Origin of the sequence: Streptomyces sp. NPDC051020, from assembly GCF_040683105.1 — a bacterium.
Classification (GTDB): domain Bacteria; phylum Actinomycetota; class Actinomycetes; order Streptomycetales; family Streptomycetaceae; genus Streptomyces.
In genome coordinates this window covers 14,742-27,821 of the sequence record NZ_JBFBCG010000013.1, presented here as the reverse complement: position 1 = coordinate 27,821, position 13,080 = coordinate 14,742, and the positions used below count along the sequence as shown (strand labels likewise).

12 protein-coding genes and 1 pseudogene are annotated in these 13,080 nt (G+C 64.2%); 6 read left to right on the top strand and 7 right to left on the bottom strand.

Annotated features, from left to right (window positions below; all coding sequences use genetic code 11):
• Positions 1–22: 22 nt before the first annotated feature.
• Complete coding sequence (locus tag AB0N06_RS09855; protein WP_366134181.1) at positions 23–685, top strand: HAD-IA family hydrolase; 663 nt, start codon at positions 23–25, stop codon at positions 683–685.
• A 22-nt stretch (positions 686–707) separates the two neighbouring features.
• Here AB0N06_RS09855 and AB0N06_RS09850 read toward each other — a convergent pair whose 3' ends face one another.
• Positions 708–1,442 (bottom strand): ABC transporter permease, encoded by a 735-nt coding sequence (locus AB0N06_RS09850; RefSeq protein ID WP_366134180.1) that lies wholly within the window; start codon positions 1,440–1,442, stop codon positions 708–710.
• A 276-nt stretch (positions 1,443–1,718) separates the two neighbouring features.
• Between AB0N06_RS09850 and AB0N06_RS09845 the strand changes: the two genes are divergently transcribed.
• From AB0N06_RS09845 to AB0N06_RS09835, 3 genes and pseudogenes are all read left to right on the top strand, one after another.
• Positions 1,719–2,363: an HNH endonuclease family protein gene (locus tag AB0N06_RS09845; RefSeq protein WP_366134179.1), complete on the top strand. Its 645-nt coding sequence runs from the start codon at positions 1,719–1,721 to the stop codon at positions 2,361–2,363.
• Positions 2,364–2,471: 108 nt separating this feature from the next.
• A pseudogene (locus tag AB0N06_RS09840) lies at positions 2,472–3,131 on the top strand (alkaline phosphatase family protein); the annotation flags it as partial.
• A gap of 200 nt (positions 3,132–3,331) precedes the next feature.
• Positions 3,332–3,598 (top strand): hypothetical protein, encoded by a 267-nt coding sequence (locus AB0N06_RS09835; protein ID WP_366134178.1) that lies wholly within the window; start codon positions 3,332–3,334, stop codon positions 3,596–3,598.
• Between the two features lie 44 nt (positions 3,599–3,642).
• Here the strand turns inward: AB0N06_RS09835 and AB0N06_RS09830 are convergent, their stop codons facing one another.
• Entirely contained in the window at positions 3,643–3,885 is a 243-nt protein-coding gene (locus AB0N06_RS09830) for a winged helix-turn-helix domain-containing protein (protein ID WP_366134177.1), read from the bottom strand.
• A 146-nt stretch (positions 3,886–4,031) separates the two neighbouring features.
• Here AB0N06_RS09830 and AB0N06_RS09825 point away from each other — a divergent pair, with 146 nt between their 5' ends.
• Complete coding sequence (locus AB0N06_RS09825) at positions 4,032–4,355, top strand: hypothetical protein (RefSeq protein ID WP_366134176.1); 324 nt, start codon at positions 4,032–4,034, stop codon at positions 4,353–4,355.
• Between the two features lie 2,033 nt (positions 4,356–6,388).
• On the opposite strand, the gene AB0N06_RS09820 is transcribed toward AB0N06_RS09825, so the two are convergent.
• Positions 6,389–6,685: a hypothetical protein gene (locus tag AB0N06_RS09820; protein ID WP_366134175.1), complete on the bottom strand. Its 297-nt coding sequence runs from the start codon at positions 6,683–6,685 to the stop codon at positions 6,389–6,391.
• Between the two features lie 255 nt (positions 6,686–6,940).
• On the opposite strand from AB0N06_RS09820, the gene AB0N06_RS09815 reads away from it, so the two are divergent.
• Positions 6,941–7,516, top strand: a complete 576-nt coding sequence (locus tag AB0N06_RS09815) for a hypothetical protein (RefSeq protein WP_366134174.1) — start codon at positions 6,941–6,943, stop codon at positions 7,514–7,516.
• A 739-nt stretch (positions 7,517–8,255) separates the two neighbouring features.
• Here AB0N06_RS09815 and AB0N06_RS09810 read toward each other — a convergent pair.
• The 4 genes from AB0N06_RS09810 to AB0N06_RS09795 all read right to left on the bottom strand — a co-directional run bounded on the left by AB0N06_RS09810 (position 8,256) and on the right by AB0N06_RS09795 (position 13,078).
• Entirely contained in the window at positions 8,256–8,726 is a 471-nt protein-coding gene (locus AB0N06_RS09810; protein WP_366134173.1) for a hypothetical protein, read from the bottom strand.
• A gap of 947 nt (positions 8,727–9,673) precedes the next feature.
• Entirely contained in the window at positions 9,674–10,090 is a 417-nt protein-coding gene (locus AB0N06_RS09805; RefSeq protein WP_366134172.1) for a hypothetical protein, read from the bottom strand.
• Positions 10,091–10,811: 721 nt separating this feature from the next.
• A complete protein-coding gene (locus AB0N06_RS09800; RefSeq protein WP_366134171.1) occupies positions 10,812–11,522 on the bottom strand; it encodes a sigma-70 family RNA polymerase sigma factor in 711 nt (236 codons plus the stop codon).
• The gene (locus AB0N06_RS09795; RefSeq protein ID WP_366134170.1) at positions 11,519–13,078 is read right to left on the bottom strand and encodes a recombinase family protein; all 1,560 of its coding nucleotides are present in this window, start codon (positions 13,076–13,078) and stop codon (positions 11,519–11,521) included. Before AB0N06_RS09795 ends, AB0N06_RS09800 begins: the two co-directional genes overlap by 4 nt.
• Positions 13,079–13,080: the final 2 nt, after the last annotated feature.

The following is a 13,080-nucleotide window of genomic DNA, read 5'->3' as shown; positions in this document are numbered from 1 at the left end:
CCCCGCGCCCTGGAGCCCGCCGATGCCGGCCACCGTCCTCACCGCACGTGCCCTCCTGCTCGACATGGACGGCACACTCGTGAACTCCGACGCGGTGGTGGAGCGCTGCTGGCGGCGCTGGGCGCTGCGGGAGGGGCTGGACCCCGAGGCCGCACTCAAGGTGGTCCACGGGCGGCAGGGGTACGCCACCATGGCGGTACTCCTGCCCGACCGGCCGATGGAGCAGAACTACGCCGACAACCGGGTCATGCTCGCCGAGGAGACCGCCGACACCGACGGCGTGGTCCCGATCGGCGGCGCCCCGGCCTTCATGGACGCGATCGCCACGCTCCCGCACGCCCTGGTGACCTCCGCCGACGAGGCGCTCGCCCAGGCCCGGATGACGGCGGCCGGACTGCGGATGCCGAGCACCCGCGTCACGGCGGAATGCGTCGGCGCCAGCAAGCCCGACCCCGAGGGCTTCCTCAAGGGCGCGGCCGAACTGGGCTTCACCCCGGCCGACTGCATCGTCTTCGAGGACTCGGAGGCGGGTGTCGCGGCAGGCCGGGCGGCCGGGATGCGCGTCGTGGGCGTGGGCCCGCGCGCCGCGGCACTGGCGCCGGATGCACACGTCGGGGACCTGACGCAGATCCGGGTGGAGGCGCCGGCCGACGACTCGATCCGTCTGCACATCCGGGCCCTCTGACCCGGGAAGACCTCCCCGGGGTTCAGTCGCGGCTCAGCCGCCCCCGCGCCACCAGTTCCAGCACCGTGGCAACGGCCACCGCCTGTACGGCCATCAGCGCCACCAGTACGAACAGTTGCACGGCCCCCGCCTGAACCGGTGAGGCGCCGCCCAGCAGCATGCCCACGAACGCCCCGGGCAGCGTGACGAGCCCCACCGTCCGCGTCTGGTCCAGCCCCGGCAGCAGCGCGTCCGACGCCGCGGGCCGGGCGATCTCCAGCCGGGCATCGCGGTCGAGCAGCCCGAGCGCCATTCCCGCCTCCACCTCCCCGCGCCGCGTGGTCAGTTCGTCCAGCGCCCGCCGTCCGCCGAGTACGGTCGCGGTGAGCGCACCCCCGATGAGAATGCCCGCCACCGGGATCAGCGCGATGCCCCGGACCGGCAGAAGCCCGGTGAGCAGCAGCAGGGCGACCACCGGCGCGACCCCCGCGGCGATCGGCACAGCCGCCCACCACCAGGTGCGGTTCCCGGTGATCCGGCGTCCGGCGGTCCGTACCGCCACGGCGTACATCAGCGCCACGAAGCAGAGCAGCGGCGGCAGGGAGCGGACCACCCAGCCGATGAGCACGGAGACGGCGGCGAGTTGGACCGCGGCGCGCAGCCCTGCGAGGACGATCTCGCGCGACCGGCCGAGCGAGGCCCAGGCGGCGACGGCGGCGGCCGCCACGAGCAGCACGGCGAGGACGACGCCGAGCGTGATGTTGACCGGTAGCAGCACGCGGCAACCATAAGACCGGCCGGCCCGCCCCGGCATTCACGACCTGTCGACACGTCAGCCCCTGCTTCCCCCCTGGGTCGAGAACATCCGCGCAGGCCCGCGCATGTCGTTCCGTACGGCCTCGCACCGCAGACCGGTCCGCCCCAGCCCTTGATGTGACGTGCTCATGTCGCCACCCTGTTACCTGGCGCCCACCCCACAGAAACCTGGCGCCGCCACGATGGCCGGGCTCCACAGGTCGCCCGTCCAGGATCCCCCCACATCAAGGGAGTTCGCATGTCAGGTGTCTACGCGCGTCGCATAGGTGTGGTCGTCGCATCCGCCGCACTTGCCGCAACCACAGGGCTGCTCACCGCACCCACCGCCCAGGCAGCCATGCCCACCCCGGTCAGCGCCTCCACCGCCCGCACCTACTTGAGCCAGCTGACGGTGTCGGCGGAAGGCTCGTCGACCGGCTACAGCCGGGACAAGTTCCCGCACTGGATCACCCAGTCGGGCACCTGCAACACCCGCGAGGTCGTCCTGAAGCGCGACGGCACGAACGTGGTCCAGGACTCCAGCTGCGCCGCCGTCAGCGGCAGTTGGTACTCGCAGTACGACGGAGCCACCTGGACCGCCGCCTCCGACCTGGACATCGACCACATGGTCCCGCTCGCCGAGGCCTGGCGCTCCGGCGCGAGCAGCTGGACCACCGCCCAACGCCAGGCGTACGCCAACGATCTGACGCGCCCGCAGCTCATCGCGGTCACGGACAACGTCAACCAGTCCAAGGGCGACAAGGACCCGGCCCAGTGGCTGCCGTCGCGTACCGCGTACCGGTGCACCTACGTGCGTGCCTGGGTGCACGTGAAGCACTACTACAACCTGACCGTCGACTCCGCGGAGAAGAGTGCGCTCCAGTCGGTCCTGAACGGCTGCTGACCCCGGAACCGCCCGACCCCTCTCCGTCGTTCCGTACGGTACGGAGCCGCCCGTACCGTACGGGCCCGTGAGCTCCGTCCGTGCGGGACGACGCGAGGAGGGCACCTCATGGCCGGGCTGCGCCTGGGACCGCTGCTGCGATACGTCGACTGGGAGACGGGCTCCACCGCGACCGTCTGGGTGGAGGCCGACCGGCCCACCACGGCCGAAGTCCGATGCGCGGACGGCGCGTCCGGCTCGTCCCGGACGTTCGCGATCGCCGGTCACCACTACGCGCTGGTGGTGGTGACCGGTCTGACCCCGGACTCGACCACCGCGTACGAGGTGCTGCTCGACGGCCGCCGGGTCTGGCCGCTCAAGGACTCCGGCTTCCCCGCGAGCACGATCACCACGCCGCCGGCATCGGCCGATGACGCCCGGGATCGGCCCGTCCGGATCTCCTTCGGATCCTGCCGCTGGGCGGCTCCCCCCTCCGGCGAGCCCGACACCACCGGCCCCGACGCCCTGGACGCCCTCGCCGCCCGGCTCGCCGCCGACCCCGGTGCCGTACGCCCCGACGTACTGCTCCTGCTCGGGGACCAGGTGTACGCCGACGAGACGTCGAAGGCGACCCGCCGCCGCCTCGCCGCACGCCGGGACCTGAACGAACCGCCGGGCGCCGAGGTCGCGGACTACGAGGAGTACACCTACCTCTACGACGAGTCCTGGCGCGACCCCGAGGTGCGCTGGCTGCTCTCGACCGTCCCCAGCTGCATGATCTTCGACGATCCGAAGGCAACGGACTTACAGTTCTAGCACAAAGCCCCTGGTCAGCGCACTGTTTAAGCACCGGGAAGAGCCCCCGGACCCGCAAAAGAGGCACCCCAGCGGAAGCCCCTGCCCCCGTAACCTGATCAGGTCACAAAAGCGCCCCGGCAGGAAGGGTGAGAACTTCCGTACCGGGGCTTACCGACTGATTGGGAGTCGGCATGACTGAGCCTATTGCTGAGCGCCAGCGCTTTACGGACCGCGCGGAAGCCCACGTCATCAACACAGCGCGCAGTGATGCCGCTTACGCGCTGACCATGTCCCAGCGTCCAGAAGTCTCACGGGATGAACTCTGCTGCCTGGTGGCGAAGTTGGCAGGTGCGGTGCGAGGCGTCGCCAGCGTGGCGGACATGCGCGGAGAACGGCTCAACTCCCCTGCCGCGAGGGCACTGGAAGACGCATTGCGTGCGGTCCTGACTCAGCGCTGAGCACCAGGCAGCCGCCGAAACGCACAACGACCCTGATTCCAGGGCTAGTTGCCGCGCTCTTCGGGGGTCAGGACGTACGTCCCCATGCCCTTCTCGGAGCGTGTCAGCCCCTCAGCCCGCACGGCTTCCATGGCCCGTTGTGCGGTGCTGTTGACCACGTCGAATTCAGCGGCAAGGGCCACGATGCTTGGCACCTTGCTACCCGGCGGATACGTGCCGTTGGTAATGCGCTCAATGATCACTGCGGCAATCTGAGGCCACATGGCGCGGGTCCGGTCAATCTCCATGCAGTACACCTCAGTACACTTCGCTGATTCCGGCATCCTGAGCACACTGAGGTGCACCGAAGTACACTGAGGCCGAAACTGAAAGACCCCGGCAGGTGCGGTGAACACCTCCGGGGCGTGGACCCGACTAGCTAAGGAGTCGAGCCGTGGAAGAGCCTACTAACCCCCGATACGTCGGCGCGGACCCGGTGACGGGGAAGAACGTGTTCGTGATCAGCCCCCGGGGCGGCATGCTGAGCGCCGTTGCGGACATCGCCGGATTGGAAGCGGCAACCGCATTGCTTGCTGTGGTTACCAGCATCCTTGAGGCAGGCGAAGAGATCAGCGATGCGGAGCGGGCTGCCTTCATTGAACCCATGGCGGCTTCGCTGGCCGAAGTGATCGGCATTGCGGCGCACCGCATCCCAGAGAACGCCGCTTCGCATGCTGCGGCGGAACACTTGATCAGGGGCACGCTGCGTAAGGCGTAGCCGCTCCCCAGAAGTGGCAGAACGCCCCTCTAGTGGCCCAGGAGCTTCCCGGGCTTTTAGGGGGGCGTTGTCGTGGCGCCAGTCGCTCTCAGGGCCGTGCACGGCCCCCATGGGGCAGGTCATCAACACCACCTCTGACGCTGCGTCAGAACAGACAGCGGAGCGGGTGCGCGAGATACTCCGCCGGTTGCAAGGCTTTGCCGACGTGCCGGAAGTTGCGGCCATACTCGCTGAGCATCCGGCGGCTTAGCTGAGTTCGTAGAATCCACCTGCCCATGTGCCGGTTGCCGGGTACCATGCCGTTATGGCGAAATGTGTTGAGTGCGGGACAGCGTTCGAGATCGAAGACGCGCGGGACGAATACAATTCCGAGTTTCATGGTGACCCTGACTTCGATTACTACTACGGCGAAGGGGGGCACTGCGGAAGTTGCGCCGTATCGGATACAGAATCCAATATCGCGCGGGGTCGTGCAATCTTCATGGTGAATGGTGACGAGGATTATGACGATGACTTCGTTACGAATAACTTGTGAGTGAGGGTACCCCTGAAACGAAAGTAGCCCCGTACCGGCCATCAGTCAGGCAGCGGGTACGGGGCAAACGGTCATACAGTCATTGCGAGATACCGGCGGCCGGTCCGTTCGGACACGCCGAAGTGGTCAGCCATCATGCGGCCGGTCACAGGGCGGCCATGCCGAGAAGCCAGAACGGCTACAGCCGCGCGGATGTCCTCAGCGGAAGGCGGAGTGACCGGGGCTTCGCTTTCCGCGTCCGGGGCGCTGTCCTGGAAATCGGCCCACAGGTCATCGGTCGGCCAGTCGTCGGCAAGGCTCCCAGTGCCCTTGTGCGGGGCCGTAGTTGACTTGCTGGTCTCAGGGCTCCGCCGCAGTGCCCGGCAGGCTCTCAGGTGGCCGCTCAGGCTCGCTGCGATGCATTCGCCAGACAGTCAATGGGAAGACGGCATGCAGCCCGGCGGACACCCAGGTACCAACAGCGGACAGCGATTCTGTTGTGAGGACACCAGCGACATTCGCGGCCACGGCAACGGACACACTGAGGGCAACGTCACGGCCAGTCCGGACAGCCCAGATCATGAATAGGTCAATGGCCACAGGGACGGCCGGAGCAACGGTCTCGGGCACTCCGTGCGACAGCGCTAGGTCACGCTCAACGGCAAAGCTGATGACCATGGCCGCAGCAAGGGCCGCGTACCGGACAACGTCAGTAATTGATATGCGCTTCACTCAGTCTCAGTCCAATCCGTCACGCGCTGGTGTGCCTCAGGCATCTGGAAATCGTCATCAGGGGAGCGCCGGGAACGTGCGGCTAGGAAGGGCTTTCGGTCCTGCCAAGGCACTTCCCACAGGGGGCGGCTTAGTTCTTCGTCGGGCAGTGTCAGAAAGTGCGCTAGGCGCGCCTTGTAATCGGTGGTCATGGTCACTCTCAGGGCATAGGAAAGCCCCGGCCAGTGAGTGACCAGGGCTTCAAATATGGGGGATTCTCTCCGCGCAAACTGCCTAACTCGCGGCGCTAGCTTTTTGCCTCCCTGCCGCGCTCCCTCAAGGGGGGAAGGGGGTCACCCCCCAGGGGGCAGGCTCAGAACGGCGGAACGTCGTCAGCCCAGCGCCGGTATTCGCGGTCAGTCGCTTCCTGTTGTGAGCGCTGTTCGGCGTAGAAGCCGCCTGGCTCGCGCTTAGGTCGTTCCTTGGCATCGCATGGCTTGCACAGTGGTCGAAGGTGCCTAAAGGCGTCAGGGTTCGGATCACCCTTGGCCACCAGAACGGTTCGGCTCACAGGGAAATGGTCAGCAACCGTCGCCTGTCTCCCACACAGCGCACACCACGGATTGCGGTAGATGAACTGAGGTTGCACTACTCGATTCCAGCGCGATCCGTAGGAACTACCACCACGGTTCTCACGCTGGCTTGCTCGCTGTCTCGTGTGCTCTTCACACGTGCTGTCCTTGCCACGCACCAGCTCAGGGCAGCCAGGCTGAGCACAGGGGCGCGGGGGCTTACTGGGCATGGGGTATCACCTACGGATTTTCGGAGGTGGGGTATCGGTAATGGCGCTGAATAGCTGGGCGTCGCTGAGCCCCCGGATTGCGCCCACAGCGTCTATCTCCTGCTGTACGTCATCCAGTTCGTACAGGTCATCCAGCGTGGCAAGCATCATGTTCCGAATTGCTTGGACTAGGCGTGCTGCCTTATCGGCATCAGGCTTCCCCTCAGCGAGCATGAGCCGCAACTCTTCGGCGTAGCCGTGCGCATAGCTCAGGGATTGGGCCAGAGACTCGGCGCGCGAAGGTGCGCAGTCATCAGAGAGCATGGGACTCCTTCACACCAGCACACGGGCCAGCGAAGTTGCGGCGCAGCAAAGGCGCAGGTCAGAAAAGGTGGAGGTTTCAGCCGGCTGAGGGTGCATGGTTGCGTCAGCACACCAGGGGAGGGACCCCCTTGCCCTTGCAGGGAAGCGCGGCAGGGAGGGGAAAAGCTGGCATGGCTAATCGGAGAGTTTCTGCGGGCCGTTCGGCTGTCCGGTGCACCCTTGACCCGCTGTCCCGCCCGACCCGAACATGACGCCATGGATGCAGGATTGGCCGCAGTGCTCGGCGCGTTGGCAGGTTCGGTTGCAACTATTGGTGCGGCGCTGGCTACCGGGTGGTCAGCACGCGCACAGGCGAAGATGGTGGCACGGGCGGAGCACCTTCGGCAGCGACGTGACGCACGGCAGGCTGTCTACGAAGAGTTCATTGCCGCAGCAGAGGCGCATTCAGACCTAGCCAAAATCCTACTAGCTCCGACCCCAGAAGATCTTAATGACCTTGAGCGTCTGCATATCCTTCCACAGGGAATGAATTTCTTCGGCGTCATCGAAGAATCTAAGTCACTCCATGAGAACGTTGCGAAGATATCGACCCGAGTCCAACTCGCTGGCCCTAAAGAGGTAAGCGCGGCAGCATTCATTGTTGACGAAAAGTCTCGGGAAGTTAGAGCTTCATTCGGAACAATGCACATGTCTGCTGACGCCCTAGGTGGGCGAAGCCTATCCGAGAGGTGGAGCGACGGATGTATGCGCTTCGTAAGATTCAGCGGCGCCGTATCTGACTTCACTGAAAAGGCGCGGCTAGCGCTGGACGACGACGGGACAAAGAATTAGATGCCCTGTGCTGGTGGGGCACAGGGCGCTTCCCACTACTGAGGCGGAGTGACCGGAGGGGAGATCATGGCAACCCCGCTGGAAAGCGGATAAGCCTTGTTTCCTTCGATCCGGAGCAGCTCACCCGTAACTCCACGGGCGTACTTCGCGGAAGGCGTCAGCGGCTCACCTGTCTCAGCATCGCGCGGCCAGTTGGGATAGTTCCACTTCGGACCCGGCTGCAACAGGGTCTCGTCAATGGGATGCATACTGTCGAAGTTCATTCCTTGTGGCCTTTCCATGCCCGGTAGCAACCCAGGCACATTGACTTTCGATAGCCGGGGGAATCCGGCCGGTGAACACCCCGGCCAATTAGCTGAGCACGGGTCAGCGGATAGAACGTAACCACATCAGCGGGTGTCTCTGGCGCGTTAGCTGTCCGGGGGCACAGCTCACAGAACGGACTGTCAGCCATAGTGGTCGGCCCACATCTGCCGCAGCACATCTAGCGGAATGGTCGGGGGTGTCAGCGGCTTTCCCTCAGCGCCGTAGTGCGTGAGGTCAACCAGCACGCTTTCCCGGTAGCCGATTCGCTGACGATACGTGCCACGCCTTACCGGAGCGCTGCCCAGAGGAAAGACCACGTCCGAGGGACTGTGTGTGTCGGCAAAGCACGGGGCTCCATTCGCGTCCCGGGGCCAAACCAGGTAGGCAGGCTGGCCGTTGTAGTCCGGCCCCGGGTCGAGTAGGTCATGCGCCATTACTCAGCCGTCCACTCAGCCTTTAGCTTCTCGGCAAGGTCAGCGCCGTGCCGTCGGGAAGCCTTGACGATTGCCTCTTCTAGGCGGTCGGCAATACGCATTTCTCGCTCCGGAAGTCCAGGGGCGAACTGGTCGTCAGGGTGCTCCCCATGTAGCCGGTGATAGGCGCTACGCGCATGGGTACGAACGGCATTGCGCTTCGCGCGCTCCACCCAGAAGTGAGTTACAGCGGCAATCGGGTCCGAACCCTCATACACAGCATCAGCGGCAGACTTCGAGCCGACTTCCTGTAGCTCAGCGTCAAGCGCCTCCCACTGAGTAAGAAACTCAGCGTCCTTCTTTCGCTGTGCCTCAACGCGCTCAGTGGCCTTCTCAGCCTGCCGGGTAGCCTCAGCGGCCTCAGCCTCAGCCAACTTCGCGGCAGCCGCCTCGGCGGCCTTACGCACCTTCTCAAGGTCCGTTGTAGTCATGGGTGTTGTCCTTCCGGGGATCAGTTGGCGTCTAGCTGAGTGGCAGCCTTGCGGGCATTCGTGACGTAGCCCATAGCCATTCGCTGACTGGGGCTCAGCTCAACTCCCTTGGCCTCAGCGGCTCGAAGGTACGCAACTTCCGCGTCAGCCTCTTCGCTGGCTAGCTCAGCCAGAGACTCAAGGTGCGCGCGGTTTCGCTCCGGGCTGCCCATGTCAACGGACGTGGCATCAGTGGTGTTCAAGTACCAGGGGGTGTCAGTCATTGGAATGTTCCTCTCAGGAGGGGGTCACATACGGATTTTCGGAGGTGGTTAGTCCCAGTGCCAGGACAGGTGATGCAAAGCCGGGTCCTTGGGGCGCAAGCCCGCGAATCGCCGCCCACATTTGCGGGAAGTGCGCTGGTAGCCAGTTGCGATCAGTAGACGGTCGAAGGTGCCCAGCGGTATGAATCTTCCGCCCGCGTAGTCAGTGCATGCACCGTAGAGAACCGTCAGCGCTGAGTCAGCGTTCGGACACTCTTCAAGGGCGTCGCCGACAATGGCCGCGAACTCAGGGACGTACGCCCGGTCAGCGTCAGTCAGAGTCGCCATGAGGCACCCCACCTTCATCATTGCCCAACGCCAGTAGGCGGAGCACAGCGAAGGCACTGAACAGGTCAGCGCGCGGACCTTCATCAGCGGGCACGATTGCGTGTTCTTCGAGAATGGCTATGGCCTGTGGTGCACCGATAGCGTCCATTGGAATTACTCCGAAGTTCGTAAGTAAGGGCGTCGGCCGGCTCGGATCTAGTGGATTTTCCGAGCACGACTCAAAGAATGGGGAAGGGAGGAGGCTGCCATATATTCATGTCGGCCCCCTGCCTCGGTCTCAGGTAATGCCTGCCATCTGGTAGATGAGTGAAACGAGAATGGCAATGATCAGCGATTCGGGAAGGAACGCAACGATAGTCATGAGCGGGCGCCTGTCAGAGCGGCGGATTCCTCAGCGCTGATGTTGCCTAGCCCCGTTTCCCGTACGCGCCACCTGTCGAAGGTCATAGCTTTCACGGCCTGTCGGTGCTCTTCGTCGTAACGGGCTTGTCCGGCTTCCGTCAGAGCATCAGAAACAGCGGGCAGGACCGCCTTGCCGTGCTGCCTGAACGCTCGGTCATAGGCCCGGTGGTCGCGCTTGCAGAGCGGCATGTAATAGGCCGTGCTCTCTGACCACAGGTAGCCGTCCCGGTAGATCTCAGCCGGGTCAAGGTGGTTGTACGACCACTCAGCGGCAACGGTTCCGCAGAACTCACAGGGCTTGTGGTTGGCCGGTCCCTTAGCGTCGACCACTCGCCTGTGCGCTGCCTTGTACTCAGATAGTGCGGAAGTCATGGCGTGATGCCTTTCGGTGTGATGCCAAACAAAAAAGGCCCTAGGTCCGGGACTCTCCACAGCGGGGCATCACTACCGCTGAGGGAATCGACCAGACCTAGGGCCGTTGATGTGTGCGTTATGCGCTGAGCGCTCCGACGCACTGCGGGGCATGAAGGCGAACCAGTAGTGATGCCGTTCGCGGTAGGCGGCTTATCGCGCCCTACAAGATGTATCTAGTGAGTGGAGTGACCGCAAAGCATTCCAATTAGGACATGCGGGGCAGGGGGATTCATGTGACGTGCGCCACGCGTGGACTAGGGCGGAATTCGCTAGCCCTGACGTCTGGAAATCGCGTGCAATGCAGTTCTCCGGAGCGGTCAGCGAAGGGAGATGCGCGGACACATTCTCTGACCTGCAAGAATGCAGAAGTGTAGGAGCGGGGGCCGGTCTCGGTATTGCTTCTATATCCCGTGAGAAGTATTGGAAGTGGGGGTCAAAACTACATAACTACATTGGGGAGATGTTTATGCAGGTCAGGGAGGGGTTAGCTGATGAGGCGTCAGGTGGGGGTGTGTAGCAGCGCTCTGCTCGCTGTCCGGCGAGAGCCCTGAGCGCCCGCCTAAGCCGTTCCGGCGCGCTCCCTGGCCCCCTTTTGGTCAGCGGCTACGCCAAAGGGGCTTACGCAGGCGTGCAGGCATGAGAAAGCCCCGCCGGTCGCTGTGACCAACGGGGCTGACTCTCAGCGGAGGAGGAACGTTCCCGACCACCGGCCGCGTAGCCGTTTGAGCGCCTTGCTCCGGGCAGCGGAAACGTTCGCCTTCGGGATGCCCAGCGCTCCGGCTATCTCGCTGTCGGGCATCCGCCCGTACTCCCCAATGCCGTAGGTCATTTCCAGCACTGCCCGCTGTTGCGTCCCCAGCGTTATCAGCATCCATGCCACGATGCTGCTAGAACGCTCTGTGTCGCTCTCTGAGCCTGCCGCCGGTAGTTGTGCGCCCAAGTCATCCGGCAGCGCCTCAGTGGGGCTCACGGCGGCTCTCACGGCTTTGGCGGTAGCCAGGCTCATGCGCCATGCCAACTCCCCGGAGCACATGAGCCGTTCGGCTTCGTCGGCGTTCCCGTTCGCGTGCTTGTAGGCGGAGCGCCATAGCTTCGCTTCGTCCAAGCTGATCCCCGGGTAGCGCATTGTGCAGTGCGCGTCTTGCATGGCGCCGGTCACCGTCCGGTCAGCGAAGGGGACGAATTGCCTGGCGGAGCCACCGGCAAAGCGGCTCAGGCTCAGCCACAGGGCTTCACGGCCCGCCTGTGCAAGGTCTTCCGCGCTGTCCCGGTCAATGCACCGGGCGCGTGCCCTGATCAGCCTTTCAAGTGCCCTGAGAAGTCCGGTGATTGCCTCAGCGTCGCCGTTCAGCGCTGCCCTGAGCTGAGTCTCATCAATGCACTGGCTCATGCCGTCAACTCCTCAGCCGCCATGGCCGTGATTGCGCTCGCTGCGTCAGCGAAGAACGGGTGTGTCACGTCGAAGTCAACGCGCCGCTCATCCAACGTGCGCCAACCTCCGGGGGTTCCTGCCTTAATTGACAGGTGCGCCCCCGCCCCAGTCAGCATCTTCCGCCTTCCGGCCGTTTCTACCTTGACCCACTTTTCCGCGTACGTCCTGCCAGTCCGGATTTCCTCGGTACGGGGCTCGACCTTTTCCCGGCTTTCCAACTCAGCGAGTCGAGCGTCAAGCGCGTCCATGTGCTTTTGCCAGGATGCTTGTGCTGCCTTCGACTGCTGCTGTCCCCGTTCAGCGCGGTGCGCTTCGTACTCGGCGAGGGTGGCATCAATCTCAGGCTGAGGGTCGTACCCGGGAATGGTGCGCGTGTGCGTGATTTCCAAAGCCCCCAGGATGCGCAGGAATTCGCGGGTCGCGTACTCATCAACCCAATCGGCGCGGATGTTCATGGGGTGTTCGCAGATGTCACCACGCGACGAAGCACCACAACGGTACGTAGGGCGCTGACCGGGCTTCGATTCTTGTGCATTGAGGTACATGCGACCCCCGCACGAAGAGCAGTGCACGATTCCGAACAGGAGTGCATTGGTGTCCCGCCGGATCGGGCTGTTGATGCTGCGTTTGTCCAACAGGGCTTGAATGGCGTCGAACTCAGCGCGGGTCAGGATCGGTTCACGCGTCGCCAGCACGGGCCGTCCCTCACTGTCACGGACGGGCTTCCCGTTGCTGAGCTTCCACCCAATCAGGGTTTCCGAACGCAGAATGCGCGTGATCGTAACGGCATTCCATTTCGTGGGCTTCTTGACTTCCCGCCCCTTGCACTTCGCCCAGTGATCAGCAGGCGAAGGGATGTTGTCGGCGTTCAATGCAAACACGATGCTGTTTGCGGTCTCACCCTGCATTACCGCCTTGATGATGCGCTCAATGACCTTGACGGCTTCCGGGTCCTGCACCAGGGTCCAGCCGCCGCCTTCCAGCGGGGCAGGCATGTAGCCGTATGGCGCACGGGACCCACGCCAGCGAAGGGGCATGAGGCGCATTGCTGCCTGAGCGCCGGTTACGCGTTCCCGGATGGCCTGAGCTTCCATCTGCGCTGCGAATGCGAAGAGCGTGACCATGAGCTGTGCCATGGGGTCCAGCGGGTTACGGAAGTCCAGCACCAGCCGTCCGCCGGGACCTTCGGCAAACACAATCATTTTCTTGTGTTCGCGTGCCCACTTCGCCAATTCGTGCATGTCATCCATGGACCGGACCGCACGGTCAAAGCGCCAAAACAGCAGCGCGTCAAAGTCATCAGGGCGCCGAAGCCATGCACCCAACTCCGGGCGCTCAAAGGGCGTTGTCTTGCTGGCGCTTACGCCGAGATCAACGGCTTCCCGGTCGGCAAGGTCGATAGCAAGGGCATCGGCAGCGCCGTGATTCGCCGTGCGCTGACGCTCCGGGCTGGTGGTCTCGTCGGTCAGTACGGACAGGCGGAGGCAAGACACGCCCCGAAGCTGAGTGGTCATGA

Bases quoted from the DNA above. Each gene is read 5' to 3' on its own strand.
- AB0N06_RS09820 (WP_366134175.1), bottom strand. From the start codon at position 6,685: ATGCTCTCTGATGACTGCGCACCTTCGCGCGCCGAGTCTCTGGCCCAA.
- AB0N06_RS09855 (WP_366134181.1), top strand. From the start codon at position 23: ATGCCGGCCACCGTCCTCACCGCACGTGCCCTCCTGCTCGACATGGAC.
- AB0N06_RS09810 (WP_366134173.1), bottom strand. From the start codon at position 8,726: ATGACTACAACGGACCTTGAGAAGGTGCGTAAGGCCGCCGAGGCGGCT.
- AB0N06_RS09815 (WP_366134174.1), top strand. From the start codon at position 6,941: ATGGATGCAGGATTGGCCGCAGTGCTCGGCGCGTTGGCAGGTTCGGTT.
- AB0N06_RS09800 (WP_366134171.1), bottom strand. From the start codon at position 11,522: ATGAGCCAGTGCATTGATGAGACTCAGCTCAGGGCAGCGCTGAACGGC.
- AB0N06_RS09830 (WP_366134177.1), bottom strand. From the start codon at position 3,885: ATGGAGATTGACCGGACCCGCGCCATGTGGCCTCAGATTGCCGCAGTG.
- AB0N06_RS09845 (WP_366134179.1), top strand. From the start codon at position 1,719: ATGTCAGGTGTCTACGCGCGTCGCATAGGTGTGGTCGTCGCATCCGCC.
- AB0N06_RS09795 (WP_366134170.1), bottom strand. From the start codon at position 13,078: ATGACCACTCAGCTTCGGGGCGTGTCTTGCCTCCGCCTGTCCGTACTG.
- AB0N06_RS09835 (WP_366134178.1), top strand. From the start codon at position 3,332: ATGACTGAGCCTATTGCTGAGCGCCAGCGCTTTACGGACCGCGCGGAA.
- AB0N06_RS09805 (WP_366134172.1), bottom strand. From the start codon at position 10,090: ATGACTTCCGCACTATCTGAGTACAAGGCAGCGCACAGGCGAGTGGTC.